At 35.7% G+C, this 20,355-nt stretch carries 16 protein-coding genes; 12 read left to right on the forward strand and 4 right to left on the reverse strand.

What is annotated here, in order from left to right; genetic code table 11:
* Nucleotides 1-114: 114 nt before the first annotated feature.
* On the reverse strand, nucleotides 115-1,446 hold the full coding sequence (locus HMPREF1052_RS08245) for an NAD(P)/FAD-dependent oxidoreductase (RefSeq protein WP_005761270.1): 1,332 nt from the start codon (nucleotides 1,444-1,446) through the stop codon (nucleotides 115-117).
* A gap of 181 nt (nucleotides 1,447-1,627) precedes the next feature.
* On the opposite strand from HMPREF1052_RS08245, the gene nudC reads away from it, so the two are divergent.
* The 7 genes from nudC to HMPREF1052_RS08280 all read left to right on the forward strand — a co-directional run bounded on the left by nudC (nucleotide 1,628) and on the right by HMPREF1052_RS08280 (nucleotide 8,800).
* Nucleotides 1,628-2,422, forward strand: a complete 795-nt coding sequence (nudC, locus tag HMPREF1052_RS08250; protein ID WP_005761320.1) for an NAD(+) diphosphatase — start codon at nucleotides 1,628-1,630, stop codon at nucleotides 2,420-2,422.
* A gap of 68 nt (nucleotides 2,423-2,490) precedes the next feature.
* Nucleotides 2,491-3,555, forward strand: coding sequence for a uroporphyrinogen decarboxylase (hemE, locus tag HMPREF1052_RS08255; RefSeq protein ID WP_005761374.1), 1,065 nt, complete (start codon nucleotides 2,491-2,493; stop codon nucleotides 3,553-3,555).
* 17 nt (nucleotides 3,556-3,572) lie between these two features.
* The gene (locus HMPREF1052_RS08260) at nucleotides 3,573-4,160 is read left to right on the forward strand and encodes a YjaG family protein (RefSeq protein ID WP_005761311.1); all 588 of its coding nucleotides are present in this window, start codon (nucleotides 3,573-3,575) and stop codon (nucleotides 4,158-4,160) included.
* 171 nt (nucleotides 4,161-4,331) lie between these two features.
* Nucleotides 4,332-4,607 (forward strand): HU family DNA-binding protein, encoded by a 276-nt coding sequence (locus tag HMPREF1052_RS08265; RefSeq protein ID WP_005761362.1) that lies wholly within the window; start codon nucleotides 4,332-4,334, stop codon nucleotides 4,605-4,607.
* Nucleotides 4,608-4,739: 132 nt separating this feature from the next.
* Nucleotides 4,740-5,519, forward strand: a complete 780-nt coding sequence (locus tag HMPREF1052_RS08270) for a DeoR/GlpR family DNA-binding transcription regulator (protein ID WP_005761400.1) — start codon at nucleotides 4,740-4,742, stop codon at nucleotides 5,517-5,519.
* A gap of 40 nt (nucleotides 5,520-5,559) precedes the next feature.
* Nucleotides 5,560-7,395, forward strand: coding sequence for a glutamine--fructose-6-phosphate transaminase (isomerizing) (glmS, locus tag HMPREF1052_RS08275; protein ID WP_005761293.1), 1,836 nt, complete (start codon nucleotides 5,560-5,562; stop codon nucleotides 7,393-7,395).
* A 199-nt stretch (nucleotides 7,396-7,594) separates the two neighbouring features.
* Entirely contained in the window at nucleotides 7,595-8,800 is a 1,206-nt protein-coding gene (locus tag HMPREF1052_RS08280) for an MFS transporter (RefSeq protein WP_005761279.1), read from the forward strand.
* 91 nt (nucleotides 8,801-8,891) lie between these two features.
* Here the strand turns inward: HMPREF1052_RS08280 and pnuC are convergent, their stop codons facing one another.
* Nucleotides 8,892-9,617 carry a nicotinamide riboside transporter PnuC gene (pnuC, locus tag HMPREF1052_RS08285; RefSeq protein WP_005761355.1) on the reverse strand — a complete coding sequence of 242 codons (726 nt, stop codon included), beginning with the start codon at nucleotides 9,615-9,617 and terminating at the stop codon, nucleotides 8,892-8,894.
* Nucleotides 9,618-9,835: 218 nt separating this feature from the next.
* Here pnuC and rapA point away from each other — a divergent pair, with 218 nt between their 5' ends.
* From rapA to hslU, 5 genes are all read left to right on the forward strand, one after another.
* The gene (gene rapA / locus HMPREF1052_RS08290; RefSeq protein WP_040596502.1) at nucleotides 9,836-12,733 is read left to right on the forward strand and encodes an RNA polymerase-associated protein RapA; all 2,898 of its coding nucleotides are present in this window, start codon (nucleotides 9,836-9,838) and stop codon (nucleotides 12,731-12,733) included.
* Between the two features lie 290 nt (nucleotides 12,734-13,023).
* A complete protein-coding gene (gene gdhA, locus HMPREF1052_RS08295) occupies nucleotides 13,024-14,373 on the forward strand; it encodes an NADP-specific glutamate dehydrogenase (protein ID WP_005761260.1) in 1,350 nt (449 codons plus the stop codon).
* A 147-nt stretch (nucleotides 14,374-14,520) separates the two neighbouring features.
* The gene (gene bamC / locus HMPREF1052_RS08300; protein WP_005761371.1) at nucleotides 14,521-15,522 is read left to right on the forward strand and encodes an outer membrane protein assembly factor BamC; all 1,002 of its coding nucleotides are present in this window, start codon (nucleotides 14,521-14,523) and stop codon (nucleotides 15,520-15,522) included.
* Between the two features lie 204 nt (nucleotides 15,523-15,726).
* Entirely contained in the window at nucleotides 15,727-16,248 is a 522-nt protein-coding gene (gene hslV / locus HMPREF1052_RS08305) for an ATP-dependent protease subunit HslV (RefSeq protein WP_005761269.1), read from the forward strand.
* 62 nt (nucleotides 16,249-16,310) lie between these two features.
* The gene (gene hslU, locus HMPREF1052_RS08310; RefSeq protein ID WP_172606386.1) at nucleotides 16,311-17,636 is read left to right on the forward strand and encodes an HslU--HslV peptidase ATPase subunit; all 1,326 of its coding nucleotides are present in this window, start codon (nucleotides 16,311-16,313) and stop codon (nucleotides 17,634-17,636) included.
* A gap of 116 nt (nucleotides 17,637-17,752) precedes the next feature.
* On the opposite strand, the gene HMPREF1052_RS08315 is transcribed toward hslU, so the two are convergent.
* Both HMPREF1052_RS08315 and HMPREF1052_RS08320 read right to left on the reverse strand, forming a co-directional pair.
* Nucleotides 17,753-19,072 carry a heme biosynthesis protein HemY gene (locus HMPREF1052_RS08315; RefSeq protein WP_005761291.1) on the reverse strand — a complete coding sequence of 440 codons (1,320 nt, stop codon included), beginning with the start codon at nucleotides 19,070-19,072 and terminating at the stop codon, nucleotides 17,753-17,755.
* An 11-nt stretch (nucleotides 19,073-19,083) separates the two neighbouring features.
* On the reverse strand, nucleotides 19,084-20,355 hold the full coding sequence (locus HMPREF1052_RS08320; RefSeq protein WP_005761401.1) for a uroporphyrinogen-III C-methyltransferase: 1,272 nt from the start codon (nucleotides 20,353-20,355) through the stop codon (nucleotides 19,084-19,086).

Consider the following 20,355-nt stretch of genomic DNA (forward strand, 5'->3'; position numbering starts at 1 on the left):
AGTTGCTATTTGGATATAAAAAGGCTCTCGTACGATTAATAAAAATTTTAGCATCTGATACCGCACTTTTATCTATTAAAATTAAAAAGAGAGCATAAGCTCTCTTTTGTCGTGTTAGTGTAGTTTTAATGATGGGCGGATAAAGCGATTTAAACGACCAATAAGAATAATAAGACCCGTTTTAAAACAACCATGTAGTTTTTGTTGATGTAGGCGATAGAGAGATATATAGGCTAATCTAGCAAGTCGCCCCTCAATTGTTAAAGAACTTTTTTTACCCGTAGTAATATTACCTAGTGCGGTGAATTTTGATAAAGATACTAGTGATCCCTTATCAAAGTATTGAAAATCTTTAAGTGGTTTATTATTAAATATAGCTACAATATTTTGTCCACAGATAGTTGCCATTTGGTTGGCAGCTTGTCCTCTAGGCGGAACAGGTTTTCCATCCTTTTGTAGTAGATATGCACAGTCACCAATGGCAAAAATGCTTTCATCCACTGTAGTTTGTAGAGAATTTTTTACACATATTTGATTAATACGATTAATTTCTAATCCATCAAATTGTTGGGTAATTTTTGAAACACGAATTCCGGCAGCCCATACCATAAGATCTGCTGAAATTTCTTTTCCCTCTTTTGTCAGTAAGGTATTTTTAGTTGCTTCAGTGATCATTGTCGATGTTTGTACTTTTACGCCAAGGTTTTCTAGTTCTTGCTGTACTGATGAAGATATGCGTTCTGGTAAAGCTGGCAAAATTCGGTCTCCAGCTTCAATTAAAGTGACTTGTAAGTGACCACTTTTTATTTTTCCATATCCATAAGATGATAAATGTTGTGCTGCATTGAAGAGCTCGGCAGAGAGCTCAACGCCTGTGGCTCCGCCACCAACAATTGCAATATTTACTTTGCCATCTTGAACAAGTTTTTGTTTACTTTCATCTTCACCAATTTCTTCTAATGCATTGTTCTCTGCGAATTTTAAGAACAGCTCTAGCATCTTATGTTGGAATCGTATTGCTTGATCAGGGCTATCAAGAAAAATACAATGTTCAGCTACACCTTTGGTGTTGAAATCATTAGATTGACTGCCAATAGCAAGGACTAAATAGTCATAAGGAATGCGGCGAGCAACGACTAATATATCACCTTCTTGACCTGTTATAGGTGCTAATTCAACATATTTATTAGTGCGATCAATACGGGTAATAGAGCCTTGTTCAAAATTAAAGTGATGATTATGTGCATGAGCACGATAACTTACTGCATCGGTTTCAGAATCTAATACACCAGTAGCTACTTCGTGTAATAAAGGTTTCCAAAGATGAGTTTGATTACGATCGACCAGAGTCACATTAGCTCTCTGTTTTTTACCTAGTTTATTGCCTAAATAAGTTGCTAATTCTAATCCGCCAGCGCCTCCACCAACGATTAAAATATTTTTCATAAATGCTCCTAAAATCAAAATATTAAATTTACAAAACTTTAACAATTATAATAAAAATTTAAAATTTTATCTATAAAGGTGATGGTTATAAGGAATAAAGCAGTTAAGAAAATGAGCAAGTTCGTTTATAATATTTTAAATTATATATATGTTCTCTATTCACAATATATGAGGTCCTCATATGAAAACGATTCAGCCGTCAGATAATGGTTTTTGGATGTTAACTCAAGATTCTACAGTCTACTTTCCGAATGACCAGCTTCTGTATGGAAATGCCAAGGATTTAGGTTTCACTGGATTAAAAGGTATGAGAATTGGCGATTGGGAACAACGGCCTTTATATTTATTAGAAGAGCAGCATGATGAATATAGATATATTAATTTGCGTGACTTATTAGTTTTACCTGAAGTTAAATTCAACTTACTTAGTCGTGGTGTTGAACTTAATCATTTTATTAAAACACACCAGTTTTGCGGTACATGTGGCTACCATAACCATATGGCAGAAGATGAATGGGTAATGCAATGTTCAAATGAGCACTGTAATTACCGCACTTATCCTGTGATTTGTCCTTCTATTATTGTAGCAGTACGACGTGGTGATGAAATTTTGTTGGCTAATCATAAACGTCACTCGTCACCTATAGATAAAAAAGATCGTATGTACACTACTTTAGCTGGCTTCGTAGAAGTGGGCGAAAGTTTTGAACAAACTGTACAACGTGAAGTATTTGAGGAAACAGGCATTAAGATTAAAAATATTCGCTATTTTGGTAGTCAACCTTGGGCATTTCCTAATTCACAAATGGTTGGTTTCTTAGCAGATTATGAGAGTGGTGATATAAAACTACAAGAAGCGGAAATTGTTGATGCAAAATGGTTCAAGTTTAATGAACAATTACCCAATTTGCCACCAGAAGGAACAATTGCATTAAAATTGATTAAAGCAACTTTAGATCTGTGTGCAAAAGAATAAGTGTTTATTATTTCTACTTTACTTAAATATACATTCTAAAAATATCTAGAATAACTTAGGAAATATCAATGACAATATTAAAGAACGATCGTTATTTGAAAGCATTATTACGTGAACCTGTAGATATGACTCCAGTATGGATGATGCGTCAAGCAGGTCGTTATTTGCCAGAATATAAAGCTACAAGAGCTGAAGCAGGTGATTTTATGTCATTATGCCGTAATGCAGATTTAGCCTGTGAAGTCACACTTCAGCCTTTGCGTCGTTATGATTTAGATGCTGCGATCTTATTCTCTGATATTTTAACTATTCCAGATGCAATGGGATTAGGTTTAAGCTTTGGACCAGGTGAAGGACCTAAATTTACACATTCTGTAGAAACTAAAAGTGCGGTAGAAAATTTACCAATTCCAGATCCTGAACAAGAATTACAATATGTGATGAATGCTGTGAGAACTATTCGCCGTGAACTTAAAGGTGAAGTACCTTTGATTGGTTTTTCAGGTAGCCCTTGGACGCTTTCAACTTATATGGTTGAAGGGGGAAGTAGTAAAGCATTTACTAAAATAAAAAAAATGATGTATAGAGAACCGCAGTTATTACATCAGTTATTAGATAAAGTGGCTGATTCTGTCATTTTATATTTGAATGCTCAAATTAAAGCAGGAGCTCAAGCGGTAATGATTTTTGATACTTGGGGAGGTGCTTTAGCACATCGTGAATATTTAGATTTTTCATTGCAATATATGCATAAAATTGTTGATGGATTAATTCGTGAAAATGATGGGCGAAAAGTACCCGTCACCTTATTTACCAAAGGAGGCGGGTTATGGTTAGAAGCTATGGCTAATACAGGTTGTGATGCAGTTGGTTTAGATTGGACTGTCAATCTTGCTCAAGCTAAGCAATTAATTGGGCATAAAGTTGCATTACAAGGTAATATGGATCCATCTGTACTTTATGCTTCACCAGAATATATTCAACAAGAAGTGAAATCTATTTTAGCTGACTTTGGTCATGGAACAGGGCATGTATTTAATTTAGGGCATGGTATTCATCAAGATGTGCCAGTTGAGAACCCGAGAGTATTTGTTGATGCGATTCACAATTTTTCAAAACCTTATCATAAATAATATTAAAGGAATAATTTATGCGTAATCCCATTCATAAACGTTTAGAACATTTTGAAACTTGGCAACACTTAACTTTTATGGTTTGTCTATGTGAACGTATGTATCCAAATTATCAGTTATTTTGCCAAGTTACAGAACAACCTGATAACGCTAAGATTTATCAAAATATCTTAAATTTAATATGGGAAAGTTTAACGATTAAAGGCGTAAAAATTAATTTTGAGAATCAGCTTGAAAAATTTGAGAATATTATTCCTGATGTTAATAATTATGATTTTTTTGGTGTGATTCCTGCGATAGATGCCTGTGAAGCACTTTCTGAGCTATTACATGCAATTATCGCTGGTTCTACATTAGAACAGTCTATTAAAATTAGTAGACTTTCTTTACAAACGGTTGCAACCCTATTAGAAACACAATTAGATTGTAATTTAAATGAAAAAGACTTAAAAGAAAGCGAAGAAATACAACAAGAGCTAGATGTTCAATGGGAATTGTATAGAGCTTTGAATAGTACCGAAGAACGTGACGTAGATCTCATTTTACAACTTAAAAGTGAGCTTAGAGCGTCTGGAATCTCAAATATTGGCATTGAATGTTCATAAAAGTGTAAATTTTTCACAAATTTTGCAGATAATACTTTGCTTTATGTTCAACTTAGATTAAGCTTTATCGTACTGTTTTAAACAGTTATCTAAAATATCGGTAAAACAATATTTAGCTTTATCCGAAGACATAACAAAGTGTAATAAAACAAACAAAGAAGGTACTAATTTATGAACAAAACGGATTTAATTGATGTGATTGCTGGTGCAGCGGATTTAAACAAAAAACAAGCTAAAGCAGCATTAGAAGCAACTTTAGATGCAATCACAAAAAGCTTAAAAGCGGGTGATCCAGTGCAATTAATCGGCTTTGGTACATTCAAAGTGAGCGCACGTAAAGCTCGTACTGGTCGTAATCCACAAACTGGTGCTGAAATTAAAATTGCTGCATCAAAAGTTCCAGCATTTGTATCTGGTAAAGCCTTAAAAGATGCTGTAAACAGTTAATTAAACCTTTCTAATTTTAAAACCCTGCTATTTTAGCAGGGTTTTTTATTTTTAGGATTAAATAAAACCTATTTACATTCCTTATAACATTTCATAAAATTACGAACCGAAACTTATAATGATTATTATGTTATGAAACGAAAACCTCAACAACGTAATACACAACAACGCCGCTATTCCATTATGCAGTTATTACAGCAGCATGGTGAAGTGAGTGTAGAACAATTAGTAAAACTATTTGATACATCTGAAGTGACTATTCGTAAAGATTTAGCTGCATTAGAATCAAATGGTTTTTTATTGCGTCGGTATGGTGGGGCAATTTTAATGCCTCAGGATTTAATAGATGACTCTCAAGAAGAGGCGTTGTCAAAGCAAAAATTGCAGATTGCTAAAGTAGCCTCTGAAAGAATTCGAGAGCATAACCGTATTATTGTAGATAGTGGGCGTACAACAACCGCACTTATTAAGCAGCTAAATGGTAAGCCTGGATTAGTGGTCATGACTAACTCGCTTTCAGTAGCAACAGAATTACGGGCATTAGAACAAGAACCAACCTTATTGATGACGGGAGGAATTTGGGATCCTATTTCAGAATCTTTTCAAGGAAAAATTGCTGAACAGGTTTTACGTTCCTATGATTTTGATCAGCTGTTTATTGGTGCAGATGGTATTGATTTAGAACGAGGAACAACGACTTTTAATGAATTAGTTGGGCTAAGTAGAGTGATGTCTGAAGTTTCTCGTGAAGTCATTGTGATGGTGGAGTCTCATAAGATTGGCAGAAAAATGCCTAATATAGAGCTGACTTGGGAACAGATTGATGTTTTAGTTACTGATGATTTGTTACCAAAGGATATTAAAAACATGATTGAAGCACATAATGTAGAAGTTATTTGCGTAAGTGCTTGATCATAGATTGTATAAATAACATAAATAAAGGAAAAATATTATGTGTGGTATTGTAGGTGCGGTAGCACAACGCGATGTGGCTGAGATTTTAATAGATGGGTTACATCGTCTAGAATATCGCGGTTACGATTCAGCAGGTATTGCGGTAATTAGTCCCGTTGATAAACAAATGCACATTTTGCGTAGAGTGGGAAAAGTAAAGGCCTTAGATGATGCTTTAGTTTCTGAACCATTATTAGGAGGTACTGGTATTGCTCATACTCGTTGGGCAACGCATGGTGAACCTTCAGAAAAGAATGCTCATCCTCACCGTTCAGGTAAAATTGCGGTGGTACATAATGGCATTATTGAAAATTATGCTGAATTAAAAGTAATTCTACAAGAACGAGGATTTGTTTTTCAATCGCAAACTGATACTGAGGTAATAGCTCATTTAGTTGCTTGGGAATTACGTACAGCCTCTTCATTATTGGAAGCTGTACAGAAAACAGTAGTGCAATTACGTGGTGCTTATGGCACAGTGGTAATGAATGAAGAAGAACCTGAACATTTAATTGTTGCACGTTCTGGTAGCCCACTGGTGATTGGTTATGGTATGGGAGAAAACTTCTTAGCCTCAGATCCTTTGGCATTATTAAGTGTGACACGCCGATTCTCATACTTAGAAGAAGGCGATGTTGCTGAAATTTCGCGTCGTGAAGTTCACATTTATAATCGTATGGGGGAGCTAGTTGAACGTGAAATTAAAGAGGGGCATTTTGAAGCAGATGCTGCAGATAAAGGGCAATATCGTCATTATATGCAGAAAGAAATTTTTGAACAGCCAGTTGCTATTATGAATACCCTAGATGGTCGCATTGTTAATGGCAAAGTTAATCTAGCTGCATTAGGTGAAAACGCACAAGATGTTCTAAAAAATGTTCAACATATTCAAATTGTTGCTTGTGGAACCTCTTATAATGCAGGTGTGGTAGCTCGTTATTGGTTTGAGTCTATTGCAGGAATCGCTTGTGATGTAGAAATTGCTTCTGAGTTCCGTTACCGTAAATTTGTTGCCCGACCAAATAGTTTATTAGTGACTATTTCTCAATCTGGAGAAACTGCGGATACATTAGCTGCATTACGTTTAGCTAAAGAATCTGGCTTTATGTCAGCGATGACAATTTGTAATGTAATTACTTCGTCCCTTGTAAGAGAATCCGATTTTGCTTTTATGACGAGAGCAGGCGTTGAAGTTGGTGTGGCTTCTACCAAAGCCTTTACTACCCAACTAACATGTTTATTGTTATTAACTGTAGCAATGGGACGTATCAAGGGGACAGTTAGTGAAGCAGTGGAATCGCAAATTGTTCATTCATTACAGCGTTTACCCGCTCAAATTGAAAGCGCATTAGTAATGGATAAAACGATTGAAAGTTTATCTGAAGATTTTGCAGATAAAAGCCACGCGTTATTTTTAGGTCGTGGAGAATTCTATCCTATCGCTATGGAATCTGCATTAAAACTAAAAGAGATCTCATATATTCATGCAGAGGCGTATGCTGCCGGCGAATTAAAACATGGTCCTCTCGCTTTAATTGATGGCGATATGCCTGTTATTGTGGTGGCACCAGAAAATGATTTATTAGAAAAAGTAAAATCTAATATTGAAGAAGTGCGTGCACGAGGTGGTCAATTATATGTATTTGCTGACCAAGATGCTGGTTTTGCAGATACAGATGGGTTTAAAACATTAATTTTCCCTAAAGTTGATGAAGTGACTGCACCAATTTTTTATGCTGTACCATTACAGTTGTTAGCTTATTATGTTGCCTTAATTAAAGGTACTGATGTTGACCAACCACGTAATTTAGCAAAATCAGTTACCGTAGAATAATTTTCTAAAAATTTTTTATAATTACACCGCACTTTGAATTAATCTCATTTAAAGTGCGGTTATTTTTTGATAAATTTCCTGAATAGCTTGCTAAAGAAAAATAGATAGCCTAAACTAGCCCACGATTTCCCTATGGGGAAATAATCTACATCTCCTTTCACTTTTAAAGGTTGCCTGTGAGCAACAAAAGGACTTTTCAATGAAAAATAAAGTAAACAGTTACGGCTGGAAAGCGTTAATTGGTTCTGCGGTCGGCTATGCAATGGATGGCTTCGATCTTCTGATTCTTGGTTTTATGTTATCGGCTATTTCAGCTGATCTCGCTCTTTCACCTGCACAGGCAGGTTCATTAGTCACTTGGACATTAATTGGTGCGGTTGCGGGTGGTATTATTTTTGGTGCATTAAGTGATAAATATGGGCGTGTACGAGTTTTAACTTGGACCATAGTGCTTTTTGCAGTCTTTACTGGCTTATGTGCTTTTGCACAAGGATATTGGGATTTGCTGATTTATCGAACTATTGCAGGAATTGGGCTTGGTGGTGAGTTTGGTATAGGTATGGCACTTGCGGCAGAAGCTTGGCCAGCCCATCACCGAGCTAAAGCCTCTTCTTACGTGGCATTAGGTTGGCAAGTTGGTGTGTTAGCCGCAGCATTATTAACCCCCTTATTATTACCTATCATTGGCTGGCGAGGTATGTTTTTAGTGGGAATTTTCCCAGCATTAGTGGCTTGGTATTTACGTGCAAAATTACATGAGCCAGAATTATTTGTAAAAAAACAAGAATCAACAATCCCTACTAAATCTCCATTTAAATTATTAGTAAAAGATGTACAAACTACGAAAGTTAGTATTGGCGTTGTGGTGTTAACCTCAGTACAAAATTTTGGTTACTATGGGATTATGATTTGGTTACCTAATTTTTTATCAAAACAATTAGGTTTCAGTTTAACAAAATCTGGTATTTGGACCGCAGTTACAGTATGTGGAATGATGATTGGAATTTGGGTATTCGGTCGTTTAGCCGATCGGATTGGTCGTAAACCAAGCTTCTTGTTATTCCAACTAGGCGCTGTCATCAGTATTTTTGCTTATTCACAATTAACCGATCCAACCGCCATGTTATTTGCAGGTGCAGCATTAGGTATGTTCGTGAATGGTATGATGGGGGGGTATGGTGCATTAATGTCGGAAGCTTATCCAACGGAAGCTCGAGCAACAGCTCAAAATCTATTGTTTAATTTAGGTAGAGCTGTAGGTGGGTTTGGTCCTGTGGTGGTTGGTGCGATTGTTTCGCTGTATTCCTTTAAAATTGCTATCGCCTTATTAGCCCTAATTTACATTATTGATATGTTAGCGACAATATTTTTAATCCCTGAATTAAAAGGTAAGGAACTTGAATAGACATAGCTTTTTATTCAAGTTATTTAAAAGCTTTTCTAGATAATTTATAGATAAACCGCACTTATTAAAGTGCGGTTTATTTTTTTTAAATTTACATTGTTTGATGTTTTTTCACCAATTTAGTCCAATTGTAATACCCATAAATTGAATTACATAGGTACATAATATACATCACTAATAAAGGTAAACTGGTTTCTCCGTTTTGGAGATACATACCTGTCCAAAGTGAAATAGTCAGAGCATTGACAATAATCCATAATGACCATTGTTCACGATAACGTAAAATCATGAGGATTTGTGCCACGATTGAAACGCCAACGGTGACTCCATCTAATGCAGGTAATGCACTACCTAAATGGCGTAACCACTCAATATATGCATAAGTTACCGCGGCAGCTGCAATGCCAACAATAATCCATTGGGTTAAGGTAAGTGATTTAGCAATTACTTCTTCTACGCCAGCATCATTAACTGTATTTTGGCTTGTCATATGTTTACGCCACATATAAAAACCAATAAATTGTACTGGAACATATACGAGGAGATTTAACATCATTTCACCATACAGTTCGAAAGTATAGGAAGTATATGCATAAAGTGAAACACTAATAAGGCCAAATAAATAGTTACTAATTTTTCCTTTACCGACAAAGACAACACAAAGTATACCTGTAATGGCGGCAATGGTAGCTATCCAACTATCAGGTTGATAAATAAAAATAGCAATTTGAATAACGAGAAAAAGAGTCAGCCAAAATGCTTCAAATTTTGTCCAGCCTCCGAAAAACTCATTTTTTAAATTTGTTGATAAACTCATAATGATTTCCTTTGAGTATAATAATGGTGTTGGGATTCTTGCATTGCCCTTGTTAATTGTCAATAAAGCTAATCTGAAATTAGAATGGTTTATTTTATACTTGATTAATAATAAGGCTAATAAGCGGTTATCTTCAAGAGAGGATTCCTTTTTTTGTTGAAGCCCGTTAGAATACGCCCCTTTACATATTTTATTGTTTTTGTGTAGGTTAAAGCATGATGTCCTTTGCAGTTGGTCAACGTTGGGTAAGTGAAAGTGAGAGTGATCTCGGTTTAGGAATAATAACTGCGGTAGATAATCGTACGATTTCGATTATGTTTCCCGCAGTTGATGAGCAACGTATTTACTCCGTGGCTAATGCCCCTCTTATAAGAGTGATATTTCAGAAAAATGATATTGTTAGCCATCACCAAGGCTGGCAAGGAAAAGTGTTAGAGGTGTTAGAAGAGGATGGACTATTAAGCTATTTAGTTATGCCAGAAGATAGTCAACAAGAAAGATTATTTAAAGAGATCGCCCTTGCTCATCAGATTACTTTTAGTAAACCTCAAGATCGTTTATTTACTGCACAAATTGATCGCAGTGATCGTTTTGCATTGCGTTATCAGGCATTGTTACAACAACAGGCTCAATTTCTATCTCCTTTACGTGGATTACGAGGGATTCGTGCGGGATTAATTCCTCATCAATTACATATTGCTAAAGAAGTGGGACAGCGTATTCATCCTCGCGTATTACTTGCTGATGAGGTTGGTTTAGGAAAAACTATTGAAGCAGGTATGATTCTGCAACAGCAACTTTTTTCAGGTAAAGTTGAACGTGTTTTAATTATTGTGCCTGAAAGCTTACAGCATCAATGGCTGGTAGAGATGTTACGTCGTTTTAACTTGCATTTCTCGTTATTTGATGAAGAACGAGCGAGTGATTTTAGCGCAAATGAATATGATGAAGAATCTAACCCTTTTGAAAGCGAAAATTTTATTATTTGTTCTTTAGATTGGCTTATTTCTCAACCTAAACGTGTTTCACAAATTTTAGCAAGCCATTTTGATATGCTGATTGTGGATGAAGCACACCATTTAGCATGTTCTGAACAACAAACCAGTTTACCTTATCAGTTGGTTGCACAACTGACCCATAAGATTCCCGCAGTGCTTTTATTAACTGCAACTCCTGAACAATTGGGTCCAGAAAGCCATTTTGCCCGTTTAGCATTGTTAGATCCAGCTCGCTTTCATGATTATCAGGCTTTTTTAGTTGAACAACAGCAATATCAACCTGTGGCAGATATTGTGCAAGCTTTATTGGCCAATGCAGAATTAACCGCCCCACAACAGAAGTATATTATCGATGTATTAGATAAGTCATGTGAATTATTAATGACTCGTATTCACTCGCAAAATAATCCACAACAATGTTTTACTGCGAGACAAGAGTTAATCAATCAGCTTATTGATCGCCATGGTACTAGTAGAGTGTTATTCCGTAATACTCGTCAAAGTATAAAAGGTTTTCCGCATCGTCAATATCATCAAGTCGCATTAGAGATGCCAGCGCAATATAGCAACGCTATTAAGGTTCTCAAAATGTTAGGTGAGAAAATGGATGATGGCTTGTTTTACCCAGAACAGTTATTCCAAAAAATGAATTCAGAGGCTAAATGGTGGGAATTTGATCCCTGCTTATCATGGTTAATTCATTTTTTGAAAAATCATCGTGAAGAAAAGGTATTAGTGATTTGTCAGCATGCACATACTGCTATGCAATTAGAACAAGCTTTACGTGAGAAAGAAGGCATTTATAGTGCGGTCTTCCACGAAAAAATGTCTATTGTTGAACGAGATCGTGCAGCAGCTTATTTTGCACAAGTTGACGGTGCTCAAGTATTATTAAGCTCGAGTATTGGATCTGAAGGGCGGAATTTTCAGTTCGCTTGTCATTTGGTGTTATTTAATTTGCCTGCTGATCCTGATTTGTTAGAACAATGCATCGGGCGCTTAGATCGAATTGGACAGCCTCGAGATATTCAAATTCATGTGCCATGTTTTATAGATTCTCCACAAATGGTCTTAGCTCGTTGGTATCATCAAGGTTTAAATGCTTTTGAAGAAACTTGCCCAATGGGAATGGCAATTTTTGAAAAGTGCGGTAAGAAATTATCAAATTTTTTAAATCATCCTACTGATTTGACTGGTTTTGATGAATTTCTTATGGAAACACGCCAGCAACAGCAAATCTTAAAACAAGCCTTAGAAAAAGGTCGGGATCGTTTATTAGAATTACATTCTCGAGGTGGAGAGCAAGCACAGCAATTGGCAGAAGAGATTGAGAAGGAAGATTATTCTACTGAACTGGTCAATTTTACCTTAAATTTATTTGATGTAATTGGTGTAGAACAAGAGGATCTAGGGGAAAAATCTATTGTGATTACGCCAACTAGCACAATGTTAGTTCCCGATTTTCCTGGCTTGAAAGAAGAAGGGGTAACGGTCACCTTTGATCGCCAGTTAGCTTTGGTTAGAGAAGAATTTGAATTTCTAACTTGGGATCACCCTATGATACAACATGGTATTGATTTGATTACTTCAGGTAATATTGGTAAAACCGCCGTATCATTATTGCCACATAAATCCCTTCCTGAAGGAACATTATTAGTAGAACTTATTTATGTAGTGGAAGCCCAAGCGCCTAAAGCACTACAGCTGAACCGTTTTTTACCACCAACACCAGTGCGTTTATTATTAGATCGTCAAGGTAATAATCTTGCACCACAGGTTGCCTGGTCAGCGCTAGAAAAACAATTACGTCAAATTAAGAAAACTATGGCTAACAATGTGGTAAAAATGGCTCGTACGAATATTGAATTGATGATTAAGATGGGGGATAAACATATTGCTGAACAGGCACAACATTTTATTCATCAAGCACAACAAACTGCACAGCATCAATTAACAAGCGAACTTGATCGCCTTCGTGCTTTAAAACGAGTTAATAAGAATATTCGCCAAGATGAAATTGATACACTTGAGTACATTCGTCAACAATCACTCATACAAATTCAACAAGCCACTTGGCGTTTGGATAGTTTGCGTGTAATAGTCAGTCATCGAATATAACTTAAAGTTTATCTTCAGATTTAATTAAAGCTATCTCTTGAAATTCAAGAGGTAGCTTTTTTGTATAAAACGATAGTTTAAATTCTTGATGATTTTCTAATTACTGTGGAAAAATATTTGTTGATTATATATTTTTTAAAAATAATAAGTTTTATTATATTTTATTTACTCATTTATAAAAAATGATAATTTTTTGATAAATTAATTGTGTTTCTATTAATTTTTATTGCATATTATTTATAACTTCATTTATTTATATAAAAAAAAGCAAACACAACAAGGAGTTTATCATGTCTCAAGTCGTATCATCATTAGAGGTATTTTTGGCTAATGTTGCTCAAAAAGATCCTAATCAACCTGAATTTTTACAAGCTGTACGGGAAGTATTTACATCCATTTGGCCGTTTTTGGAAGAGAACCCTAAATATCGTTCAGAAGCATTATTAGAACGATTAGTTGAGCCAGAACGTGCATTTCAATTCCGTGTAGCATGGACGGATGATAAAGGAAATGTCCAAGTTAATCGTGCATTTCGAGTGCAATATAACAGTGCTATTGGTCCTTATAAAGGTGGAATGCGTTTTCATCCTTCTGTTAATCTTTCAATTTTAAAATTTTTGGGTTTTGAACAAACCTTTAAAAACGCACTCACTACATTGCCTATTGGTGGTGGAAAAGGTGGTTCAGATTTCGATCCAAAAGGTAAATCAGATGCGGAAGTAATGCGTTTCTGCCAAGCATTAATTGCAGAATTATACCGTCATATTGGCGCTGATACTGATGTCCCCGCAGGTGATATTGGCGTAGGTGCTCGAGAAGTCGGTTATCTTGCAGGCTATATGAAAAAATTATCTAATCAAGCCGCCTGTGTGTTTACTGGTCGTGGTTTATCATTTGGTGGTAGCTTAATTCGTCCCGAAGCTACAGGTTATGGTTTAGTCTACTTTGCTCAAGCGATGTTGGCGGAAAAATCAGATAGCTTTAAAGATAAACTTGTTGCAATTTCAGGTTCAGGTAATGTCGCACAATATGCTATAGAGAAAGCCATGCAATTAGGTGCCAAAGTAGTAACTTGTTCCGATTCGCTCGGCTATGTATATGATGAAGCAGGTTTCACGCCTGAAAAATTGGCAACATTAATGGAAATCAAAAATGTAAAACGTGGTCGCGTTAAAGAATACGCAGAACAATTTGGTTTAAAATATGTTGAAGGTAAACGCCCTTGGGAAGTAAAAGTAGATATTGCACTTCCATGCGCTACTCAAAATGAATTAGAGATTGCTGATGCTAAATTATTAATTAGCAATGGTGTGAAATTGGTTGCAGAAGGGGCTAATATGCCGACTTCAATTGAAGCAACAGAGGCTTTGCAAGCAGCTGGAGTATTATTTGGACCAGGTAAAGCGGCAAATGCTGGTGGTGTGGCAACCTCTGGTTTAGAAATGGCGCAAAGTTCACAACGTTTATATTGGACAGCAGAAGAAGTTGATCAAAAACTTCATCGTATTATGTTAGATATTCATGAAAATTGTAAAAAATATGGCTCAGATGGTCAGGGTAATATTAACTATGTGGCAGGCGCTAATATTGCAGGGTTCGTGAAAGTGGCAGATGCGATGTTAGCACAAGGTGTATTTTAATGCCTAAACTTTAAATTTTTTTAAATTCAACCGCACTTTGAAAAGCATAAATCTGTCGAGAAGCCTTGAAAAAGTTAAACTTTTTACAGTTTTTAAAGTCAAAGTGCGGTATATTTAATAAATGATAAAAAGTTAAAAGGATTATTTATGAAAAAATGGCTCTTATCTGTTGCAATTATCACCGCTTTAACAGCATGCTCAAGTGATGAAACTCGTCAATATGCGAATGATAGCTATGAAAAACATGCAGAATCTCAGATTCATTTTTCCCCATTAGAAACAGGCGGTGTCACTATCGTTGGTCAAAATAATCAATATCAATTACCCACTACAAATATTAGCAAGGGTTCTGCAGTAGATATTCGCCCACCTTCAATGCCAATGTCAATTATTGGAAATTCTGTTGCACAATTTAATGGAGAACAAGCTTCCATTGTTTATCCTGCTAATAAAAATGCGGTATATAACTTAAAACAAATAGAGCGTTTGTTATCAGAAGAAAATATTACTTTTACCTCAAAAGAGAATCAAATTGTCACAGATTGGACGCCTTCTCAAGATAAGGATGTACAATTACGTTATCAAATTGAACAATTAGGAAATAAAGAGGCTAATGCATTAACGGTCGCAATTTTGGCGGCAAAACGTAAAGAGATTATTTTTACGCCATCAGTGCCTGAGAAACAACGTTATACATCTGATCGTTTAAATGCTTTTATTGGTAAATTGAATCAAGCCTATACTACGCAGATGGAACAAACTGCACCGCCTGTTACAGCTCTTTCTACAGGGCCTATTTCTGCGGATATCATAACCGATGTTAATAGACATACCGCATTAGGTTTAACTTCTAATTTTCAACAATCTTGGGATAAATTAGGTTCGGTTTTACCTGAATTAGGTTTTGAAATAAAACAAGAAATTGTTGGACGCGGTTATAGAGAACTAAAATATAAAGAAGTAGATGACCAAATTTGGGCACGTTTAGGCCTCTCTAAACCTTCACTTGAAAGTGGTAAATATTATATGCAATTGAGTGCATATGGTCATCAAAGTGCGGTTGTGTTATCTGATGAAGATAAGCAAGCTTTATCAGGTGATAAAGCCCAAGCAGTATATCAAGCTTTAAAACTACTAGTCACAAAATAATATTTTCATAAAATGCACATTCTTTGCCATTAAGCAAGGAATGTGCTTTATTAACTTGTTTTTGAAAAGTTAATCTATTTCCTTTCTAATTTTTATCCCTGTCTATCAAAGTCAATTATTAAATGAATTTTCATTTATGTTAGCTTGAAAAGCTTAAATTCAGCCCCATTTTAAAAGAAATCATCAAATAATAAAGGAAAGAATATGACTACAATTGTGTGCGTTCGTAAGAATGGTAAAGTCGCTATTGGTGGTGACGGTCAAGCAACCTTAGGTAATTGTGTCGAAAAAGGTACGGTTCGTAAAGTTCGCCGTTTATATAAAGATAAAGTCGTTACGGGTTTTGCTGGCTCAACTGCTGATGCTTTTATTTTACGTGACTTATTTGAAAAAAAATTAGAATTACACCAGGGGCATCTAGTTAAAGCAGCAGTAGAATTGGCAAAAGAATGGCGTACAGAACGTGCTTTACGTCGTTTAGAAGCAATGATGATTGTTGCTAATGAAAGTGAATTTTTATTAGTTTCAGGCAGTGGCGATGTTATTGAGCCTGAATTTGATGTCTTGGCGATTGGCTCTGGTGGCAACTATGCAAAATCTGCGGCACTTGCATTACTTCGCACTGATAATACGTTAACCGCAGCTGAAATTGTTAAACAAGCGTTAGTCATCGCTGGTGATATTGATATTTATACCAATCATAACCATGTTATTGAAGAACTTTAAAATAACATTTCCGTGCCGAAAGTGCGGTTAGATTTTAAAAAATTTTTGAATTAGGAAGATAAATTATGTCTATGACTCCACGAGAGATTGTCTCTGAATTAGATGCTCATATTATTGGTCAGAATGAAGCAAAACGAGCGGTAGCTATTGCATTACGTAATCGTTGGCGTCGTATGCAGTTACCTGAAGAGCTACGCCAAGAAGTTACGCCTAAAAATATTCTTATGATTGGTCCAACAGGTGTGGGAAAAACTGAAATTGCTCGTCGTTTAGCAAAATTAGCTAATGCGCCATTTATTAAAGTTGAAGCAACTAAATTTACTGAAGTGGGCTATGTTGGAAAGGAAGTCGATTCCATTATCCGTGATCTTGCGGATATATCCATGAAATTAGTCCGTCAACATGAAGTTGAAAAAAATCGTATGAAAGCTCGAGATGCCGCTGAAGAGCGGATTTTAGATGTGTTACTTCCACCTGCTAAAGATCAATGGGGTAATACAGAAGAGCATAATAATGAAAGCACTCGCCAAGTTTTTCGTAAAAAACTGCGTGAAGGGCAATTAGATGATCGTGAAATTGAAATCGACGTTGCTACACCTGTGAGTGTTGAAATTATGACACCTCCAGGCATGGAAGAAATGACCTCTCAACTTCAATCTTTATTTGAAGGAATGTCACCAAATAAAAGTAAAAAACGCAAAATGAAAATCAAAGATGCGTTAAAAGTGATGATTGATGAAGAAGCCGCAAAATTAGTCAATACTGAAGAACTTAAACAAAAAGCTATTGAAGCAGTTGAACAACATGGCATAGTGTTTATTGATGAAATTGATAAGATTTGTAAAAAAGGTGAGCATGGTGGTGCCGATGTTTCTCGTGAAGGAGTACAACGTGATTTACTGCCAATTATCGAAGGCTCTACAGTGAATACCAAACATGGCATGGTAAAAACGGATCATATTTTGTTTATCTGTTCAGGCGCATTCCAAGTAGCGCGTCCATCAGATCTATTACCTGAATTACAAGGTCGTTTACCCATTCGTGTAGAATTAAAATCTCTCACTAAAGAAGATTTTGAACAAATTCTTACCGAGCCAAATGCTTCATTAACTTTACAATATCGTGAATTAATGAAAACTGAAGGGGTAGATATTGAATTTACACAAGATGGTATTAGTAAAATTGCAGAATCAGCCTTCCGTGTTAATGAGAAAACTGAAAACATTGGTGCACGTCGTTTACATACAGTGTTAGAACGCTTAATGGATGGTATTTCATTTGATGCGAGTGAACGCTCTGGTGAGAAAGTCGTTATTGATGAAAAATATGTTTCTGATGCATTAAATGATGTCGTAGAAAATGAAGACTTAAGCCGTTTTATTCTATAAACGGTTATTACCTCAATGTAAAAGTGCGGTCAGATAATCAAAAATTTTTCTAAAATGAACCGCACTTTGATATAAAAAATGCCAGTGTGAAGCTGGCATTTTGTTTATATGTTAATTTACTTACTTACCCACTGAGCGGTTTTCACGGTTTCTTGAGGTTTATTTTCCACCGATTCAGGTAAGAATGCAGGAGGCTCTACAACAATTTCTTCCGTTTTTAGGTTATCCACCGCCATAGCCGTTTTTAAGCTTGTTTCACGCACTGATTTAGCTGCATCAAAATCCTGGACCTGTTCAAATACGTAAGCTGCCATAGTCGCATCATTCGGATCCAGTTTTTCTGAACAAGTGATCACCTTTTTAAAGGCTTCAGTGGCTTTTAAGAAGTTATCATTACGTACATATAAATAACCTAAAGCTCGATTTAATGCACATAGATTTTCTGATGAGGTTGAAGATGCACGTTTTTCAAGAAGTTTCATGAGTTTACTGCTATCAGTTGCTTGTAAGCGAGTAATCACATTAAATAACTCTCCACTTAAATCACGATTATCATCTATTTTTTTCACCGCATCTAAGGTCAATTCATAAGCTGAATCATGATCATTACAATCAATTAAACGTTTAATCAGACCCAATTTCGCATAGAAATTATTACGGCGTTTACGAGACTGATCATTCCACCATGCTAATAGGCCATCAGCTCCATCTTCATTCATAATTTCATCAAGTAAGCCATCTTCAACTTGATGTTGTAATTTAATAAATTCCTGTTGTGAATATAAACCACTGTTTTCTAAATTATTTAGAATGTTATCTAATGCAGCAAATGCTTTTGAACGTGAGTAAATTTCAGTGGCTAATTTTAAGACTTCTGGATTGCGTGGCGCCATTTCTAACACACTATCTACCGCACTTCGAGCCGCAGGTAATTTATTTTGTTGTAATAAAATCCGAGTTCTTGCTAATTCAACGAGTAAATTATCTGAACCTGCCAATTCTGTGGCTTCAATGAGGTAACGGTTAGCACTGAATTCATCACCTCGTTGTTGAGCTGCTTCTGCCGCTTTAATAAAATTAAGGATAGGTTCTGCAGAATGTTTTGCATTTTTACCAATGAGTTTTTCTGCTTTAGAATAGTCACCTTCATTCATTCGCATTAGACCTTCGAGGGTCTGTTGTTGTGCTTTTATACGTTTTCTTTTGGAAAAAAAGTTATAGCTGTTATTGCTCCATTTAAAGAAAAGACTTACGAGCCATTCTAAAAGATATACAATAGCCATTGCCATCACAAAGAAAATGATCAATGTGGTAATTGACATTTCAATATTGTGTGAATTGGTTGCAATTAATACATAGCCTTGTTTGCCTGAAAGATATGGACCTGCAATCAAACCAGCTAATAAGGCAAGCATTAAAAATAATACTTTAAACATAATTTTGTTCCTTATTGTTTAGGCTCTTCACTGCTTTTCTCAGCAGGAGTTCCATTTTCTGTTTGTGGCATATTTGGTGTTGCTTCTGTTTTTTCAGTGAGATCTTTATCTACCGATAACTCCACCTTTTTTACCTCATGTACTTGTTTATTTAATAATTTATCTAATGCAGTTAGACTGTTTAAATGATCTGGTACATCCACATAAATAGATTGTTCAGCTAATTCATCTAAGCTTTTTAAAAAGTTTTTCGCTATTTCTGTATTGGTATCAAAATAACTTCTTACCCAAGAGCTTACCGCTTCAATAGATTGTTTATATAAGTCATTTTGTTGACGAGGAACCGCCGAAATTGCCATTTGTAAGCGTAAACGGATATTTTCACGTAGATAAATATCTTGGTTTGGTGCTAATAGTTCTTTTTTACTAGAATTGATTGGCGTTACCCGAACAAAATGATTTAAAAAAGAAGAAGCACTTTTCTTTAAGTTGTTTTCCCAGTCATTAACGGAATCTGATACATTGGTATCATTTTGTTGGTTATCGAAATCAACATTTAACACCGTTAATTCATCAATGCTATTGGCTAATTGTGACAAATGTTGCATGATTGCATTTTGGTCAATATTATTTACTGCGAGTAACTGTTTTAAGTCATTATTCAGAGCAGTTCTTACCGCTGAAACCTGTGCAGTACCCACTTTCTCTAATGCTTCATCAGCTAATTTTAATAGTGAGATACTGGTATCAACATCACTATCAAGAACCAGTTTACGTAATGCATTTCCTAATAGAAAATCTGCTTCAGATAATAGCCAATCATTTGGTTGCTGAGCATTTACAGTATTTTTTATATGATTAATTTGAGTTTGTAGATCCAAAAGGGCTTGGTTTTTTTCTGTTAGCGCTTGTTGTAGGGCGGTAATTTTATCTGCATTATTTTGATAGCCTTGACGAATTAAGTTGGTCATTTCAGATTTCGCTTGATCTAAGTTAGGTAATTCAGCTACAGCGACTGATTTTTGACTTTCGAGTGCATTGAGTTTTTGTTGAATCTGCTCAACTTGTTGTTGACCAAAGTAATAACCAGCACCGCCTACGCCTAAAGCGACTAATAATGCAAGGAAGCCTAAACCAGCCCCACCTTTTTTGACAACGACAGGCTCTGGAGTGCGGTTGTTTTTCGCTATTTTTTCGGAACTTTCAGCTTTGATTTGTTCCTTTTCATCCTGAACGGTTACGCTTTCCACGTCTTCCACAGTTTCAGTTTGCTTATCTGTCAT

The organism is Pasteurella bettyae CCUG 2042, assembly GCF_000262245.1.
GTDB lineage: Bacteria > Pseudomonadota > Gammaproteobacteria > Enterobacterales > Pasteurellaceae > Basfia > Basfia bettyae.